A 14,821-nucleotide genomic window follows, 5' to 3' on the forward strand; every position below is an offset into this window, starting at 1 on the left:
GCCCCGACCCGGACCCCCGGGCCACCTCGCCGTACGCCCCGGTCCGCCTGTGCCGGTCCGCCTGTGCCGGTCCGCCTGTGCCGGTCCGCCGTTCCGGCTCGTGCTGGTTCATCGTTCGCGAGCCGTGTTTCGTGGGCTGCGGCTGCGGGCGGGGCTCCCGTTTGGGTGAGCGGCGTATGGCGCCACTTCGGCCGGAAACGGCGGCAAGTATGGGGGCTTTGTTGGATTTGTCCTTGAATGGGACCGTGTGTGTCTGTAAATGGGCGTGAAAAAGGGGCGCACCGTGGGTTGCGGGCGCCCCTGGGGAAGCGGTGCGATCAGAAGGACTCGACCGCGCGCCGGGCCTCGGCGTCGAGGACGCCCCAGCTGATGAGCTCTTCCGTCAGCTCGGTCGGCGACTTGTCGTAGATCACCGCAAGGGAGCGCAGGTCCTCCTGGCGGATCGACAGGACCTTGCCGTTGTAGTCGCCACGCTGGCTCTGGATCGTGGCGGCGTAGCGGGCGAGGGCGCCGGCCTTCTCCTTGGGCAGGGTGGCAAGGCGCTCCAGGTCGATGACAAGCTTGGGCGTCGGCCCGAGCGGGCTCGGCGCGGCGCCGCCCGGCAGCAGCTCCGAGACGGGCACCCCGTAGAAGTCGGCAAGCTCGGCAAGCTTCTGCACGGTCACGGCGCGGTCGCCACGCTCGTACGAGCCCACGACCACGGCTTTCCACCTGCCGCGCGACTTCTCTTCGACTCCGTGCAGGGACAGGCCCTGCTGGGTGCGGATGGCGCGGAGTCGTGCACCCAGCGACTTTGCGTACTCAGACGGCATTGTGTGGCCCCCCGGCTCTCGTATCTATAGCTCTCAGTAGATTGTGCTCCCTTGCGGCGAATGCCTGAGCCACCGGGGGTACGGTGCCGGGTCCGGCGCCATGGGGTGGCCGTGGCCCCCGGGCTCGCCCCGGGAACGCCGCGCGGTGTTGGTTACGCTCAGTGACGGTAAAGGGGTGGACGCCTAAGGTCAAGCTGATTGGAAAAAAGATGCCGAATCCGATCCGGTATGGAACGCCACTTAAGCCCCTCATGTCCCGGTAGTAACACTACTTCGTCATAGTTTGCCGAGTAACGCGCCAGGTTTCGGCACCGGGTGGAAAGAGATCAGGGCTGACGTGTCAGGATCATGACCGGCCTGGTCGCCGCCCGTACGATCTTGAGGCTGGTGTCGCCGAGGAAGACGCGCCTGAGCGGGCCGGAGTCGCTGGAAGCGCAGATGATCAGCTCCCCGGGAAGCCAGGAGCCCGCGCGCATGGCCTGGGCGACGCCTCGGCCCTCCAGGATCTCCACCTCCACCTGGGTGCGCCGGCGGTGGCCCCGGGCGGCCGACTTCAGGTCGGCGGCGGCCTGGTCGCGCAGGCGGGCCAGCATCTCCTCCTCCGCCCTGGCCGGCCGGCCGCTCCTGAGCACCAGCGTGACCAGGCGCAGCGGCAGGTCCAGGCCGGCGGCGATGGCGGCGGCGCGCTTGACGGCGGCGTCCGCGCCGGGGCCGCGCCGGTAGGCGACGGTGAGGCGCTCCAGCGCGGCGGGCGGCTCGTCGGCGTAGCCGCGCGGGGCCAGCAGCACCGGGACCGCCGAGGCGTGCAGGAGCTGGTCGGCGGTGCTGCCCAGGGCGATCCGGTCCTTGCCGCCGCCGGGCGCCGACCCGATGACGACCACGTCCGCCGATCGCTTGCGCGCCAGCTCCACCAGCCCGCGCCCGCTGCCCTTGTGGGTGTGGGCGAGGTAGCCGGCGTCCTCACCGGCCAGCGCGCGCGCCTGGCCGAGGGTGGCGGCGGCCTGCTCCTCCAGGTACGCCGCCCACGCGCCGGCGTCGGCGCGCGCCGGTCCGGGAGTCCCCCAGGCGGGCGGCTTGACGGTGGCGACCGTCAGGCGCGCACCGGACTGCCGGGCGAGGAGTACGGCCAGCGCCAGCCCGTCGCGCCCCCGGGCCTCCGGGATGAAGCCGGTCAGCACGCTCTCGAACGTCATCAGGGCACCTCGGCGTTCAACCGCGAGTGGCGGTAGCCGTACAGGAAGTAACAGACGAGCCCGGCCAGCATCCACAGGCCGAACGCCACCCAGGTGATGCCGGCCAGGCCGGCCATCACCAGGACGCAGAAGACGACGCCGAGCACGGGCGTGACCGGGAACAGCGGGACGCGGAAGCTGCGCGGCAGGTCGGGACGGCGGTAGCGGAGCACCAGCACCCCGGCGTTGACGATGGCGAACGCGAACAGGGTGCCGATGCTGGTCGCCTCGGCGAGCTGGCCGAGCGGGACGAGCCCGGCCAGCACCGAGATGAACAGCGTGACGATGAGCGTGTTGGCGACCGGCACCTGGCGGCGCGGGTTGACCCGCTGGAAGATCCGCGGCACGAGCCCGTCGCGTGACATGGCGAACAGGATGCGGGTCTGGCCGTACATGACGGTGAGGACCACGCTGGCGATGGCGATCACCGCGCCGAACGAGACGACGAGCCCCGCCCAGGTGGAGCCGGTGGCCAGGTCGGCGATGAGCGACAGGCTGGCCTCGGTGCTGTCGGGGTCGAAGTCCGTCCACGGCATGGCGCCGATGGCGGCCAGCGCGACCAGCACGTACAGGATCGTTACGACGGCCAGCGACAGCACGATGGCCAGCGGCAGGTCGCGCTTGGGGTTCCTGGCCTCCTCACCGGCGGTGGAGGCGGCGTCGAAGCCGATGTAGGAGAAGAACACCTGGGACGCGGCCGCCGTCACCCCGGCGACGCCCATCGGCGCGAACGGGGTGAAGTTGCCCGCCTGGAAGCCGGTGAAGGCCACCGCGCAGAAGAACACCAGCACGGCGATCTTGATGAGCACGAACACCGTGTTGGCCGTGGCGCTCTCGGACGAGCCGCGCAGCAGCAGCCAGGTGGCCATCATCACGATGAGGATCGCGGTGACGTTGACGACGCCGCCCTCCTGGCCGGGGGAGCGGGTGACGGCGTCGGGCAGGGTCCAGCCGGACAGGCCGTACAGGAACGCGTTGAGGTATTCGCCCCAGCCCACCGCCACGGCGGCGACCGAGACGGCGTACTCCAGCATGAGGCACCAGCCGCAGACCCACGCCACGAGCTCGCCCATGGTCGCGTACGCGTAGGAGTAGGACGAGCCGGACACCGGGATGGTCCCGGCCAGCTCGGCGTACGACAGCGCGGAGAACAGGGCGGTGATCGCCGCCAGCACGAACGCCAGCACGACCGCCGGGCCGGCCTTGGGCACGGCCTGGCCGAGGATGACGAAGATGCCGGTGCCCAGCGTGGCGCCGACGCTGAAGAGCGTGAGCTGCCACAGCGACATGGTGCGGCGCAGCTCGCCGCCCTCGCCCCGGCCGCCTTCGGCGACGATGCGCTCGGCCGGCTTGGTGCGCAGCAGGTTGCGGGTCAGTGACACGTCGGGCCTCAGATGCCGTCGCGTTCGAGCGGGCAGCTCATGCAGCGCGGCCCGCCGCGGCCCCGGCCGAGCTCGCTGCCCCGGATGGTGATGACCTCGATGCCGTTGTCGCGCAGGTAGTTGTTGGTCGTGGTGTTGCGCTCGTAGGCGACGACGACGCCGGGCTCGACGGCCAGGCCGTTGCAGCCGTCGTCCCACTGCTCGCGCTCGGCGGCGGAGACGTCCTGCGTCGGCGTCAGCACGGTGATCTCCGGCCGGTCGAGCGCGTGCGCGATGGCGGCGTGCATGTCCTGCGGCGGATGGTCGGTGACCAGCAGCTCCTTGTCGTTGCGGCCGGGCTCGATGGTGTACGCGGGCAGCATGCCGAGCCCGGCGTACTTGGTGAACACGCCCTCGTCCAGCATGGTCATGACGGTGTCGAGGTGCATGAACGCGCGGGCCTTCGGCATGTTGAGCGCCACGATCCGGCGGGCCGAGCCGGCCCTGAAGAGGTTGCGCGCGAGCATCTCGACGGCCTGCGGCTGGGTGCGCTCGCTCATCCCGACGAGCACCGCGCCGCGCCCGATGACGAGCACGTCGCCGCCCTCCAGCGTGGCGGGGGCCACCGCGTGCCCCGGCATCCACACGTGGAAGCCGCCCCGGCCGGGCCGGTCGAAGCCGTCGGCGAACTTCGGGTGGAACTGGTAGATCGCCTCCATGTTCACCGTCTCGCGCATCCGCGCCTTCTTCTTCATGGCGTTGATGGACACGCCGTCGTACACCCAGCAGGAGGTGTCGCGGGTGAACAGGTGGTTGGGCAGCGGCGGCAGGATGAAGTCGTCCTCGCCCAGCGTGTGGAAGGCCACCGACCGGGGCTCGCAGCCCAGCGCGGCCAGCTCGCCGCGGGTGATGCCGCCGGTCAGGTACGTCGACAGCGTGCCGGCGTCCATCGCGTCGAGCGCGTTGCGGATGTCGTCGACCGCCACCGGGCCCAGCCAGCGCTCGTCCACGACGGCGTCCAATATGTGCTTGCGCGCCTCGGGGATCTCCACCGTCTCGCCGAGCAGGTCCGACAGCAGGTGCACGACGATGCCCCGGCCGCGCAGCACCTGCTCGAACTCGCGGTGCTCCTCCACGGCCCGCTGCACCCACAGCACGTCGTCGAAGAGGAACGCGTCCTTGTTCGACGGTGTCAGCCTCTTCAGCGACAGCTCCGGCCGGTGCAACAGGACCTGATGGAGCCGGCCCACCTCCGAATCGACGTGAAATGTCATCTTCCCTCTATCCCCGCAATCGTCCCCGGTGTACCCATCCCCCGCCGTTGTCGCTGGTAGCCGCCTGGTACTGTGTGTGCCGACCAGCATCCTTTAAGACCCGTCCCGTGAGGCGGGAAAGGTGGTGAATCCCTCATGTCCGAATCCAGGGCCGTTCTCGAAGGCCCGGACATCCATCGGGCGCTCACGCGCATCGCGCACGAGATCCTCGAACGAACCAAGGGCGCCGACGAGGTCGTCCTTCTGGGCATCCCGACCCGCGGCGCGACGCTGGCCCGCAGGCTCGGCGACCGCATCGAGCAGTTCGAAGGGCTGAAGATCCCCGTCGGCTCGATCGACATCACCATGTACCGCGACGACCTGCGCAGCGGCCCGGTCCGCCCGCTCGGCCGCACCGAGCTGCCCGCCGACGGCGTCGACGGCCGGACCGTCGTCCTGGTCGACGACGTCCTCTACTCCGGCCGCACCGTCCGCGCCGCCCTCGACGCGCTCAACGACCTGGGCCGGCCCACCGCCGTCCAGCTCGCCACGCTCGTCGACCGCGGTCACCGCGAGCTGCCCATCCGCGCCGACTACGTCGGCAAGAACCTGCCCACCGCCAAGAGCGAGAAGGTCAAGGTCTTCCTGCAGGAGATCGACGGGCGTGACGCGGTCCTGCTCATGAAGGAGGAGGCCAGATGAAGCGCCACCTCATCTCCGCCGGCGACCTCAGCCGCGACGACGCCCTGCTCATCCTCGACACCGCCGAGGAGCTGGCGAGGGTCTCGGAACGTTCCATCAAGAAGCTGCCCACGCTGCGCGGGCGCACGGTGGTCAACCTGTTCTTCGAGGACTCCACCCGCACCCGCATCTCCTTCGAGGCGGCGGCCAAGCGGCTGTCCGCCGACGTGATCAACTTCTCCGCCAAGGGGTCGAGCGTCTCCAAGGGCGAGTCGCTCAAGGACACCGCGCTGACGCTGGAGGCGATGGGCGCCGACGCCGTCGTCATCCGGCACGGCTCGTCCGGCGCGCCGCACCGGCTGGCCAACTGGGTGCACGGCAGCGTGGTCAACGCCGGCGACGGCACCCACGAGCACCCCACCCAGGCGCTGCTCGACGCCTTCTCGATGCGCCGCCGCCTCGGCGCGCTCGACGGGCGCCGCATCACCATCGTCGGCGACGTGCTGCACAGCCGGGTCGCCCGCTCCAACGTGCTGCTGCTGCACACGCTCGGCGCCGAGGTCACGCTGGTGGCCCCGCCGACGCTGCTGCCGGTCTCGGTCGACACCTGGCCGTGCTCGGTCTCCTACGACCTCGACGGGGTGCTGCCCAAGTCCGACGCGGTGATGATGCTGCGGGTGCAGAAGGAGCGGATGAACGCCGCCTACTTCCCGAGCGAGCGCGAATACTCGCGGCGCTACGGCCTCGACCGCGACCGCTTCGCCAAGCTGCCGGACGACGCCATCGTCATGCACCCCGGGCCGATGAACCGGGGCATGGAGATCGCCGCAGAGGTGGCCGACTCGCCGCGCTCGACCATCGTCGAGCAGGTCGCCAACGGGGTGACCATCCGCATGGCCGTGCTGTACCTGCTCCTCGGGGGGGAGATCGCGTGATCATTCACAACGTCAGGATTCTCGGCGGGGAGCCGGTCGACATCCGTGTGGAGGGCGGGGTGGTCACCGAGATCACTCCCGCCGGGCCCGCGGCCGATGCGACCGGCGCCCGCTCCCGCGGGGACGAAGCGGTGCACGAGGTGATCGACGGGCGGGGCGCCATCGCGCTGCCCGGCCTCGTCGACCTGCACACCCACCTGCGCGAGCCGGGCCGCGAGGACGCCGAGACCGTGCTCACCGGCACCCAGTCGGCCGCCCGCGGCGGCTACACCGCCGTGCACGCCATGGCCAACACCTCGCCCGTCGCCGACACCGCCGGAGTCGTGGAGCAGGTCTGGCGGCTCGGCCGCGAGTACGGGCTGTGCGACGTGCAGCCGGTCGGCGCCGTCACCGTCGGCCTCGACGGCCGTCAGCTCGCCGAGCTCGGCGCGATGGCCGACTCCGCCGCCCGCGTCCGCGTCTTCTCCGACGACGGCAAGTGCGTCAGCGACGCCGTGCTGATGCGCCGCGCCCTGGAGTACGTCAAGGCGTTCGACGGCGTCGTCGCCCAGCACGCCCAGGAGCCCAGGCTCACCGAGGGCGCCCAGATGAACGAGGGCGTCGTCTCCGGCAGGCTCGGCCTGACCGGCTGGCCGGCCGTCGCCGAGGAGGCGGTCATCGCCCGCGACTGCCTGCTGGCCGCGCACGTCGGCTCCCGCCTGCACGTCTGCCACGTCTCCACGGCGGGTTCGGTCGAGATCCTGCGCTGGGCCAAGTCCAAGGGCTGGAACGTCACCGCCGAGGTGACCCCGCACCACCTGCTGCTCACCGACGACCTCGTCGAGGAGTCGCCGGCCGGCGCCTACAACCCCATCTACAAGGTCAACCCGCCGCTGCGTACCCGCGCCGACGTCGAGGCGCTGCGCGCGGCGCTGGCCGACGGCACCATCGACATCGTCGCCACCGACCACGCCCCCCACCCGGTGGAGGACAAGGAGACCGAGTGGTCGGCCGCCGCCATGGGCATGGTCGGCCTGGAGACGGCGCTCAGCGTGGTGCAGGAGGCCATGGTCGACACCGGCCTGCTCGACTGGGCGGGCGTCGCCGAGCGCATGTCGGCCGCGCCCGCGCGGATCGGCCGCCTGCCGGGGCACGGCCGGCCGATCGAGGCGGGCTCGCCGGCCAACATCACCCTGTACGACCCGTCCGTCCGCACCGAGGTGGACCCCTCCGCGTTCGCGTCGAAGAGCCGCAACACCCCGTACGCGGGCATGACCCTGCCCGGCCGGGTCGTGGCGACGTTCCTGAGGGGCAAGCCCACCGTTCTCGAAGGGAAGCTGGCGTGACCAACGCGCTACTCGTCCTGGAAGACGGCCGCGTCTTCCACGGAACCCCCTACGGCGCCGAAGGCGAGACCTTCGGCGAGATGGTCTTCAACACCGGCATGACCGGCTACCAGGAGACCCTCACCGATCCCTCCTACCACCGCCAGATCGTCGCCATGACGGCCCCGCACATCGGCAACACCGGCGTCAACGACGAGGACCCCGAGTCGGGCCGCGTCTGGGTCGCCGGCTACGTGGTGCGCGAGCCGTCCCGGGTGGTGTCTAGCTGGCGGGCCACCCGCTCGCTCGACGACTACCTGAAGGACCAGGGCGTCGTCGGCATCGCCATCCCCGGCACCCGGGCGCTCACCCGCCACCTGCGCGAGCGCGGCGCCATGCGGGCCGGCATCTTCACCGCGCCGTCCGCGCCGGTCGAGGAGCTCGTCGAGCGCGTCCGGCGCTCGCCCGGCATGCAGGGCGCCGACCTGTCGGCCGAGGTCGCCACGACCGAGCCGTACGTGGTCCCGGCCATCGGGGACAAGCGCTACACCGTCGCCGCCGTGGATCTGGGCATCAAGGGCATGACGCCGCACCGGATGGCCGAGCGCGGCTGCGAGGTGCACGTGCTGCCCGCCGGCGCCACGTTCGAGCAGATCATGGCCGTCGGGCCGGACGGGGTGTTCCTGTCCAACGGGCCGGGCGACCCGGCCACCGTGGACGTCACGCCGCTGCGGAAGGTCCTGGAGGCCGGGGTGCCGTTCTTCGGCATCTGCTTCGGCAACCAGATCTTCGGCCGCGCCCTGGGCCTGTCCACCTACAAGCTGCGCTACGGCCACCGGGGCGTCAACCAGCCCGTCCAGGACGTGCGCACCGGCAAGGTGGAGATCTCCGCGCACAACCACGGCTTCGCCGTCGAGGCGCCGCTCGACGGCCCGTTCGACACCCCGTACGGGCCGGCCGAGGTCAGCCACGTCAATCTCAACGACCGCTGCGTGGAAGGGCTGCGCCTGCTCGACGGGCGCGCCTTCAGCGTGCAGTACCACCCCGAGGCCGCCGCCGGGCCGCACGACGCGGCCTACCTGTTCGACGAGTTCTGTGAGGTCATGCGTCGTGCCCAAGCGTGAGGACATCAGCTCCGTCCTGGTGATCGGCTCCGGGCCGATCGTCATCGGGCAGGCGTGCGAGTTCGACTACTCCGGCACCCAGGCGTGCCGCGTGCTGCGGGCCGAGGGCTTCCGGGTCATCCTGGTCAACAGCAACCCGGCCACGATCATGACGGACCCGGAGTTCGCCGACGCCACCTACGTCGAGCCGATCACCCCCGAATACGTCGAGAAGATCATCGCCAAGGAGCGGCCCGACGCGCTGCTGCCCACGCTCGGCGGCCAGACCGCGCTCAACACGGCGGTCGCGCTGCACGAGGCGGGCGTGCTGGAGCGCTACGACGTCGAGCTGATCGGCGCCGACTTCGACGCCATCCAGGCCGGCGAGAACCGTGAGAAGTTCAAGGAGATCGTCGCCAAGGTCGCGCGCGAGCACGGGCTCAACGCCGAATCGGCCCGCTCGGTCATCTGCCACACGATGGACGAGGTGCTGGCGGGCGCCGGCGAGCTCGGCTACCCGCTGGTGGTGCGGCCGTCGTTCACCATGGGCGGCGTCGGCTCCGGCTTCGCCTACGACGAGAGCGACCTGCGGCGCATCGCCGGGGCCGGGCTCGACGCCTCGCCGACCACCGAGGTGCTCCTGGAGGAGTCCATCCTCGGCTGGAAGGAGTACGAGCTGGAGGTGATGCGCGACAAGGCCGACAACGTCGTCATCGTCTGCTCGATCGAGAACATCGACCCGATGGGCGTGCACACCGGCGACAGCGTCACCGTCGCGCCCGCGCTCACCCTCACCGACCGCGAGTACCAGAACATGCGCGACGTGGCCATCGCGGTCATCCGCGAGGTCGGCGTCGACACCGGCGGCTGCAACATCCAGTTCGCGGTCGACCCGGCCACCGGCCGCATGATCGTCATCGAGATGAACCCGCGCGTGTCCCGCTCGTCGGCGCTCGCCTCCAAGGCCACCGGCTTCCCGATCGCCAAGATCGCCGCCAAGCTGGCCATCGGCTACACGCTCGACGAGATCCCCAACGACATCACCAAGGAGACCCCGGCCTCCTTCGAGCCGACCCTCGACTACATCGTCGTCAAGGTGCCGCGCTTCGCCTTCGAGAAGTTCCGCGGCGCCGACCGCACGCTCACCACGCACATGAAGTCCGTGGGCGAGGCCATGGCCATCGGCCGTTCCTTCCCCGAGGCGCTGCAGAAGGCGCTGCGGTCGCTGGAGAAGAAGGACTCCGCCTTCTCCTGGGCCGGCGAGGTGCCGTCCAAGGAGGAGCTGCTGGAGGAGTGCCGCACCCCGCACGACGGCCGGCTGCGCACCATGCAGCAGGCCATCAGGGCGGGCGCCACGGCCGCGGAGCTGTTCGAGGCCACCAGCGTCGACCCGTGGTTCCTCGACCAGCTCTTCCTGATCGACGAGGAGGCCCGCGAGCTCGCCGGGGCCGACGAGCTGACCGCCGGGGTGCTGGAGCGGGCCAAGCGCCACGGCTTCAGCGACGTGCAGATCGGCGAGATCCGCGGCATCGACGAGGCCCGGGTGCGCGACCTGCGCCACGCGCTGGGCGTGCGCCCGGTCTACAACACGGTCGACACCTGCGCCGCCGAGTTCGCCGCCAGGACGCCCTACCTCTACTCCGCCTACGACGAGGAGAGCGAGGTCCCCGAGGGCGAACGGGACAAGGTGATCATCCTCGGCTCCGGCCCCAACCGCATCGGGCAGGGCATCGAGTTCGACTACGCGTGCGTGCACGCCTCGTTCGAGCTGTCCAGGGCCGGGTTCGAGACCGTCATGGTCAACTGCAACCCGGAGACCGTCTCGACCGACTACGACACCTCCGACCGGCTCTACTTCGAGCCGCTCACGCTGGAGGACGTCCTGGAGGTCGTGCACGCCGAGCAGCAGACCGGCCCGGTCGCGGGCGTCATCGTGCAGCTCGGCGGCCAGACGCCGCTCGGGCTCGCGCAGGCGCTCAAGGACGCGGGCGTGCCCGTCGTGGGCACCTCGCCCGAGTCGATCCACCTGGCCGAGGAGCGCGGCGCGTTCGGCCGGGTGCTCGCCGAGGCCGGGCTGCCCGCGCCCAGGCACGGCACCGCCACCACGGTCGCCGAGGCGCTGGCCGTCGCCGAGGAGATCGGCTACCCGGTGCTCGTGCGGCCCTCGTACGTGCTCGGCGGCGCCGGCATGGCCATCGTCTACGACGACGAGACGCTCGCCACCTACATGGCGGCCCAGGAGGGCGGCCACCCGGTGCTGGTCGACAAGTTCCTCGACGAGGCCATCGAGATCGACGTCGACGCCCTCTACGACGGCGCCGAGCTCTACCTGGGCGGCGTCATGGAGCACATCGAGGAGGCCGGGATCCACTCCGGCGACTCGGCGTGCGCGCTGCCGCCCATCACGCTCGGCAGCAACGACATCAAGCGCATCCGCGCCGCCACCGAGGCCATCGCCGCGGGCGTCGGCGTGCGCGGGCTGCTCAACGTCCAGTACGCGATGTCGGCCGGCGTCCTGTACGTCCTGGAGGCCAACCCGCGCGCCAGCCGTACGGTGCCGTTCGTGTCCAAGGCGACCGCGGTGCCGCTGGCCAAGGCGGCGGCCCGGGTCATGCTCGGCGCCACGCTCGCCGAGTTGCGCGCCGAGGGCATGCTGCCGGCCACCGGCGACGGCGGCACGCTGCCGCTGGACGCCTCCATCGCGGTCAAGGAGGCGGTGCTGCCGTTCAACCGGTTCCGCGGCGTCGACATCGTGCTGGGCCCCGAGATGCGCTCGACGGGCGAGGTCATGGGCATCGACGCGTTCTTCGGCACGGCCTTCGCCAAGTCCCAGGCCGCGGCCTACGGCGAGCTCCCGACGAAGGGACGCGCGTTCGTATCCGTGGCCAACCGCGACAAGCGTGCGATGATCTTCCCGGTGAAGGCGCTCGCCGACCTCGGGTTCGAGATCCTCGCCACCGAGGGCACGGCCGAGGTGCTGCGCCGCAACGGCGTCCATGCCAAGATCGTGCGAAAGCACAGCGAGGGGACCGGTCCCGGAGGTGAGCCCACCATCGTGCAGTGCGTCCTCGACGGCGAGATCGACCTGATCGTCAACACGCCGTTCGGCAGCCCCGGCCAGTCCGGGCCGCGCCTCGACGGCTACGAGATCCGCACCGCGGCGGTGCTGCGCGGCATCCCGTGCATCACCACCGTCTCGGGGCTCGCCGCCGCCGCGGCGGGCATCCAGGCGATCGTGCGGGGCGACATCGGCGTACGGTCCCTCCAGGAGCACGCGCAGGCACTACGGGGCTAGCTCCCGCAGGAGGTGAAGGAGACTGGCCGGCACTCCGGTGCAGGTGACGGGCACGGTGCTGACGACGCGCCGGGTCGACGCCTACCATGCGCTGACCGTGGTGGCGCCCGGCATCGCCGAGCGCTACCGCCCCGGCCACTTCGTCTCCGTCGCGGCCGGGGGCGTCAACACGTCCATGGTGACCAGGCGCGCCCTGTCCATCCACGACGTCAAGTCCGACTACGGCGGCACGGTGGAGCTGGTCTTCACCGTGCGCGGCCCGGGCACCGCGTGGCTGGCGGAGCGGCGCGCCCGCGACACGCTGGACCTGGTCGGCCCGCTCGGCCGGCCGTTCCCGCTGCCGCGCGATCCGGTGCACTGCGTGCTGGTCGGCGCCGAGTACGGCTCGGCCGTGCTGTTCCCGCTGGCCGACGCGCTGCTTGAGCGCGGCTGCCGGGTCGACTTCGTGCTCGGCGCGGCCAGCGCCGACCGCGTGTTCGGCGCGATGCGGGCCCGGCGGATGGCCGAGACCACCACGCTCACCACCGAGGACGGCTCGCTCGGCGTGCGCGGCCGGGTCACCGACGCGCTGCCGTCGGTGATCGCCGACACGCACGCGGACGCCGTCTACGCCTGCGGGCCGATGGAGTCGCTGCGGGCGGTCACGGCCGTGGCGATGGAGTTCGACATCCCGGTGCAGGTGGCGGTGGAGGAGGCGATGGCGTGCGGCATCGGCGTCTGCATGACGTGCGTGCTGCCGGTCATCGGCGACGACGGCGTCACCCGGATGGTCCGGGCGTGCGCGGAGGGGCCGGTGTTCCGGGGGGAACGGGTGCGCTTCGAGGACGTGGGAACGATCCCGTTCGACGCCCTCGGCGCCCCGGGGGGCGGTGCTCGCCATGCCGGCTGAGGGGTAACGATATGTCGGTTGATATGCGTACATTCCTGGCGCATGTGGAGCTGGCGAACCCCGTCACCACGGCCGCCGGCTGCGCCGCCTCCGGGCGGGAGCTGGCCCAGTTCTTCGACCTGCACCGGCTGGGGGCGCTCACCACGCGCTCGATCACCATGGCGCCGCGCGCCGGACGGCCCACGCCCCGGATGGCCGAGACGCCCTCCGGCATGCTCAACGCCGTCGGCCTGCAGGGGCCGGGCATCGACGCCTTCCTCGAACGCGAGCTGCCCTGGCTCGCCCAGCGCGGCATCAAGACCATCGTCTCCATCGGCGGCGGCACCGTGGCCGAGTATTCGGAGCTGGCCCGCAGGCTGGCCGACGCGCCCGGGGTCACCGCCCTGGAGGTCAACCTGTCGTGCCCCAACATGGAGGACCGGGGCCGCGTCTTCGCCCGCGAGGGCAGCGCCGCCGCCGAGGTGATCGCCTCGGTGCGGTCCATCATGCGCTACGACGTTCCCGTGGTGGCCAAGCTGGCCCCCGACGTGGCCGACATCGTCTCCGTCGCCCGCGCGAGCGTCGACGCCGGGGCCGACGCCCTGTCCATGATCAACAACCCGCTGGGCATGACCATCGACACCGAGGCGCTGCGGCCCTCGCTGGCCGCCGTCACCGGAGGGCTGTCCGGCCCCGCCATCCTGCCCCTGGCCGTGCGCTGCGTGTGGCAGGTGCACGCCGCCCTGCCCGGCGTCCCCATCGTGGGCGTCGGCGGCGTGATGAGCGGCCAGGACGCCTTCCAGCTCATCCTGGCGGGCGCCTGCGCCGTCGGCGTCGGCACCGCCCTGTTCCACGACCCGTACGCGTGCCTGCGCATCGAGCGCGAGCTCGAGGACCTGCTCCGGGCGCGCGGCTTCCAGCGGCTGGCCGACGCCGTCGGCCTGGCCCACCGTCCGCCGGGCAGCGCGCCCCGGCACCTGCTCGTCGACACCGAGGAGAGCACGCCTTGACCGCCGCCCCCATCGCCGTCGCCCTCGACGCCCCCGACCTGGAGACCGCCGCCAGATGGGCCGGGCTGGTGACCCCGCACGTCAGCACCGTCAAGGTGGGCCTGGAGCTCTACATGCGCTACGGGCCCGACGTGATCGCCTCCGTCCGCGGGGCCAGCGGGGTGCGGGTCTTCCTCGACCTCAAGCTGCACGACATCCCCAACACCGTCTCGGGGGCCGCCAGGGCCGTCTCCCGGCTGCGGCCCGCCATCCTCACCGTGCACGCCGCGGGCGGGCCCGCCATGATCAAGGCGGCCGTCGAGGCCGCGCCCCGCACCCAGATCGCCGCCGTCACCGTCCTGACCTCCCTGTCGGAGGACGACCTGGCCCGCATCGGCCTCGCCGGCCCCGCCGACGACGCCGTCCGCCGCCTTGCCGCCCTCTCGGTCGAGGCCGGCGCCACGGCCCTGGTCTGCTCCCCGCACGAGGTCGCCACCGTACGGGCCGAGGTGGGGGAGGGCGTCACGCTCATCACCCCCGGCGTCCGGCCGGCCGGCTCGGCCAGCCAGGACCAGGTCCGCGTGGCGACCCCGGAGCAGGCCCTGGCCGACGGGGCCGACCTCCTGGTCATCGGCCGCCCCATCACCGGCTCCCCGGACCCGGGCGCGGCGGCCGCCGCCATCGCCGCCTCCCTGCGCCGCTCCGGCCCCTCCTGACGCTCCCCGGCGGCCATGACCCGCTACGGGCCGCCGTGCATGGCCCGGCCGCCCCCGGCCGCCTCACGCCGCCCACCGCCCGACGTGCCCTGCGCCGCGCCGCCCCCAAAGGCCCGCGCCGGGGCCGTCCGCGTCGCTTGTGCCGATCGGCGCCGCCTGCTCGCCGCGCCGGTCGACGGGATGGCCCGCGTCGCAGGGCGGCGTCCCCGTACGGCGTCGCAGGCCTCTGTGGGCCTTCACGCGCTTCCGGGCGGCGGTGGGCCGTCAGGGGG

The 14,821-nt window shown here is 72.0% G+C and carries 12 protein-coding genes; 8 read left to right on the forward strand and 4 right to left on the reverse strand.

Going from position 1 to position 14,821, the window contains the following annotated elements; translation table 11 throughout:
• Window positions 1-317: 317 nt before the first annotated feature.
• The 4 genes from bldD to ADY59_RS41375 form a co-directional block, all read right to left on the reverse strand.
• Complete coding sequence (gene bldD, locus ADY59_RS41360) at window positions 318-812, reverse strand: transcriptional regulator BldD (RefSeq protein WP_049574916.1); 495 nt, start codon at window positions 810-812, stop codon at window positions 318-320.
• A gap of 326 nt (window positions 813-1,138) precedes the next feature.
• Window positions 1,139-2,005: a universal stress protein gene (locus tag ADY59_RS41365; protein ID WP_049574919.1), complete on the reverse strand. Its 867-nt coding sequence runs from the start codon at window positions 2,003-2,005 to the stop codon at window positions 1,139-1,141.
• Window positions 2,005-3,426, reverse strand: a complete 1,422-nt coding sequence (locus tag ADY59_RS41370; protein ID WP_197094093.1) for an amino acid permease — start codon at window positions 3,424-3,426, stop codon at window positions 2,005-2,007. The genes ADY59_RS41365 and ADY59_RS41370 overlap by 1 nt, the downstream gene beginning before the upstream one ends.
• Window positions 3,427-3,434: 8 nt before the next feature.
• Entirely contained in the window at window positions 3,435-4,679 is a 1,245-nt protein-coding gene (locus tag ADY59_RS41375; RefSeq protein ID WP_049574921.1) for an arginine deiminase, read from the reverse strand.
• A gap of 135 nt (window positions 4,680-4,814) precedes the next feature.
• On the opposite strand from ADY59_RS41375, the gene pyrR reads away from it, so the two are divergent.
• Genes pyrR through pyrF form a run of 8 tightly spaced genes read left to right on the forward strand, consistent with a single transcriptional unit; the run spans window position 4,815 to window position 14,549 of the window.
• Window positions 4,815-5,360: a bifunctional pyr operon transcriptional regulator/uracil phosphoribosyltransferase PyrR gene (gene pyrR, locus ADY59_RS41380; protein WP_049574924.1), complete on the forward strand. Its 546-nt coding sequence runs from the start codon at window positions 4,815-4,817 to the stop codon at window positions 5,358-5,360.
• Window positions 5,357-6,274 carry an aspartate carbamoyltransferase catalytic subunit gene (locus ADY59_RS41385; protein ID WP_049574927.1) on the forward strand — a complete coding sequence of 306 codons (918 nt, stop codon included), beginning with the start codon at window positions 5,357-5,359 and terminating at the stop codon, window positions 6,272-6,274. The genes pyrR and ADY59_RS41385 overlap by 4 nt, the downstream gene beginning before the upstream one ends.
• Complete coding sequence (locus ADY59_RS41390; protein WP_049574929.1) at window positions 6,271-7,599, forward strand: dihydroorotase; 1,329 nt, start codon at window positions 6,271-6,273, stop codon at window positions 7,597-7,599. Before ADY59_RS41385 ends, ADY59_RS41390 begins: the two co-directional genes overlap by 4 nt.
• The gene (gene carA, locus ADY59_RS41395; RefSeq protein WP_049574932.1) at window positions 7,596-8,702 is read left to right on the forward strand and encodes a glutamine-hydrolyzing carbamoyl-phosphate synthase small subunit; all 1,107 of its coding nucleotides are present in this window, start codon (window positions 7,596-7,598) and stop codon (window positions 8,700-8,702) included. Before ADY59_RS41390 ends, carA begins: the two co-directional genes overlap by 4 nt.
• Entirely contained in the window at window positions 8,689-11,976 is a 3,288-nt protein-coding gene (gene carB, locus ADY59_RS41400) for a carbamoyl-phosphate synthase large subunit (protein WP_049574935.1), read from the forward strand. The genes carA and carB overlap by 14 nt, the downstream gene beginning before the upstream one ends.
• Before the next feature lie 22 nt (window positions 11,977-11,998).
• Window positions 11,999-12,865: a dihydroorotate dehydrogenase electron transfer subunit gene (locus ADY59_RS41405; RefSeq protein WP_049574939.1), complete on the forward strand. Its 867-nt coding sequence runs from the start codon at window positions 11,999-12,001 to the stop codon at window positions 12,863-12,865.
• Window positions 12,866-12,876: 11 nt separating this feature from the next.
• Window positions 12,877-13,854 (forward strand): dihydroorotate dehydrogenase, encoded by a 978-nt coding sequence (locus ADY59_RS41410; protein ID WP_049574941.1) that lies wholly within the window; start codon window positions 12,877-12,879, stop codon window positions 13,852-13,854.
• Entirely contained in the window at window positions 13,851-14,549 is a 699-nt protein-coding gene (pyrF, locus tag ADY59_RS41415; RefSeq protein ID WP_049574942.1) for an orotidine-5'-phosphate decarboxylase, read from the forward strand. Before ADY59_RS41410 ends, pyrF begins: the two co-directional genes overlap by 4 nt.
• The last annotated feature ends 272 nt before the right edge of the window (window positions 14,550-14,821 follow it).

Origin of the sequence: Nonomuraea sp. SBT364 (genome assembly GCF_001083785.1) — a bacterium.
Classification (GTDB): Bacteria; Actinomycetota; Actinomycetes; order Streptosporangiales; family Streptosporangiaceae; genus Nonomuraea.

Coding starts and splice junctions, on each gene's coding strand:
- ADY59_RS41375 (WP_049574921.1), bottom strand. CDS start 4,679: ATGACATTTCACGTCGATTCGGAGGTGGGCCGGCTCCATCAGGTCCTG.
- ADY59_RS41385 (WP_049574927.1), top strand. CDS start 5,357: ATGAAGCGCCACCTCATCTCCGCCGGCGACCTCAGCCGCGACGACGCC.
- ADY59_RS41365 (WP_049574919.1), bottom strand. CDS start 2,005: ATGACGTTCGAGAGCGTGCTGACCGGCTTCATCCCGGAGGCCCGGGGG.
- bldD (WP_049574916.1), bottom strand. CDS start 812: ATGCCGTCTGAGTACGCAAAGTCGCTGGGTGCACGACTCCGCGCCATC.
- ADY59_RS41410 (WP_049574941.1), top strand. CDS start 12,877: ATGTCGGTTGATATGCGTACATTCCTGGCGCATGTGGAGCTGGCGAAC.
- pyrR (WP_049574924.1), top strand. CDS start 4,815: ATGTCCGAATCCAGGGCCGTTCTCGAAGGCCCGGACATCCATCGGGCG.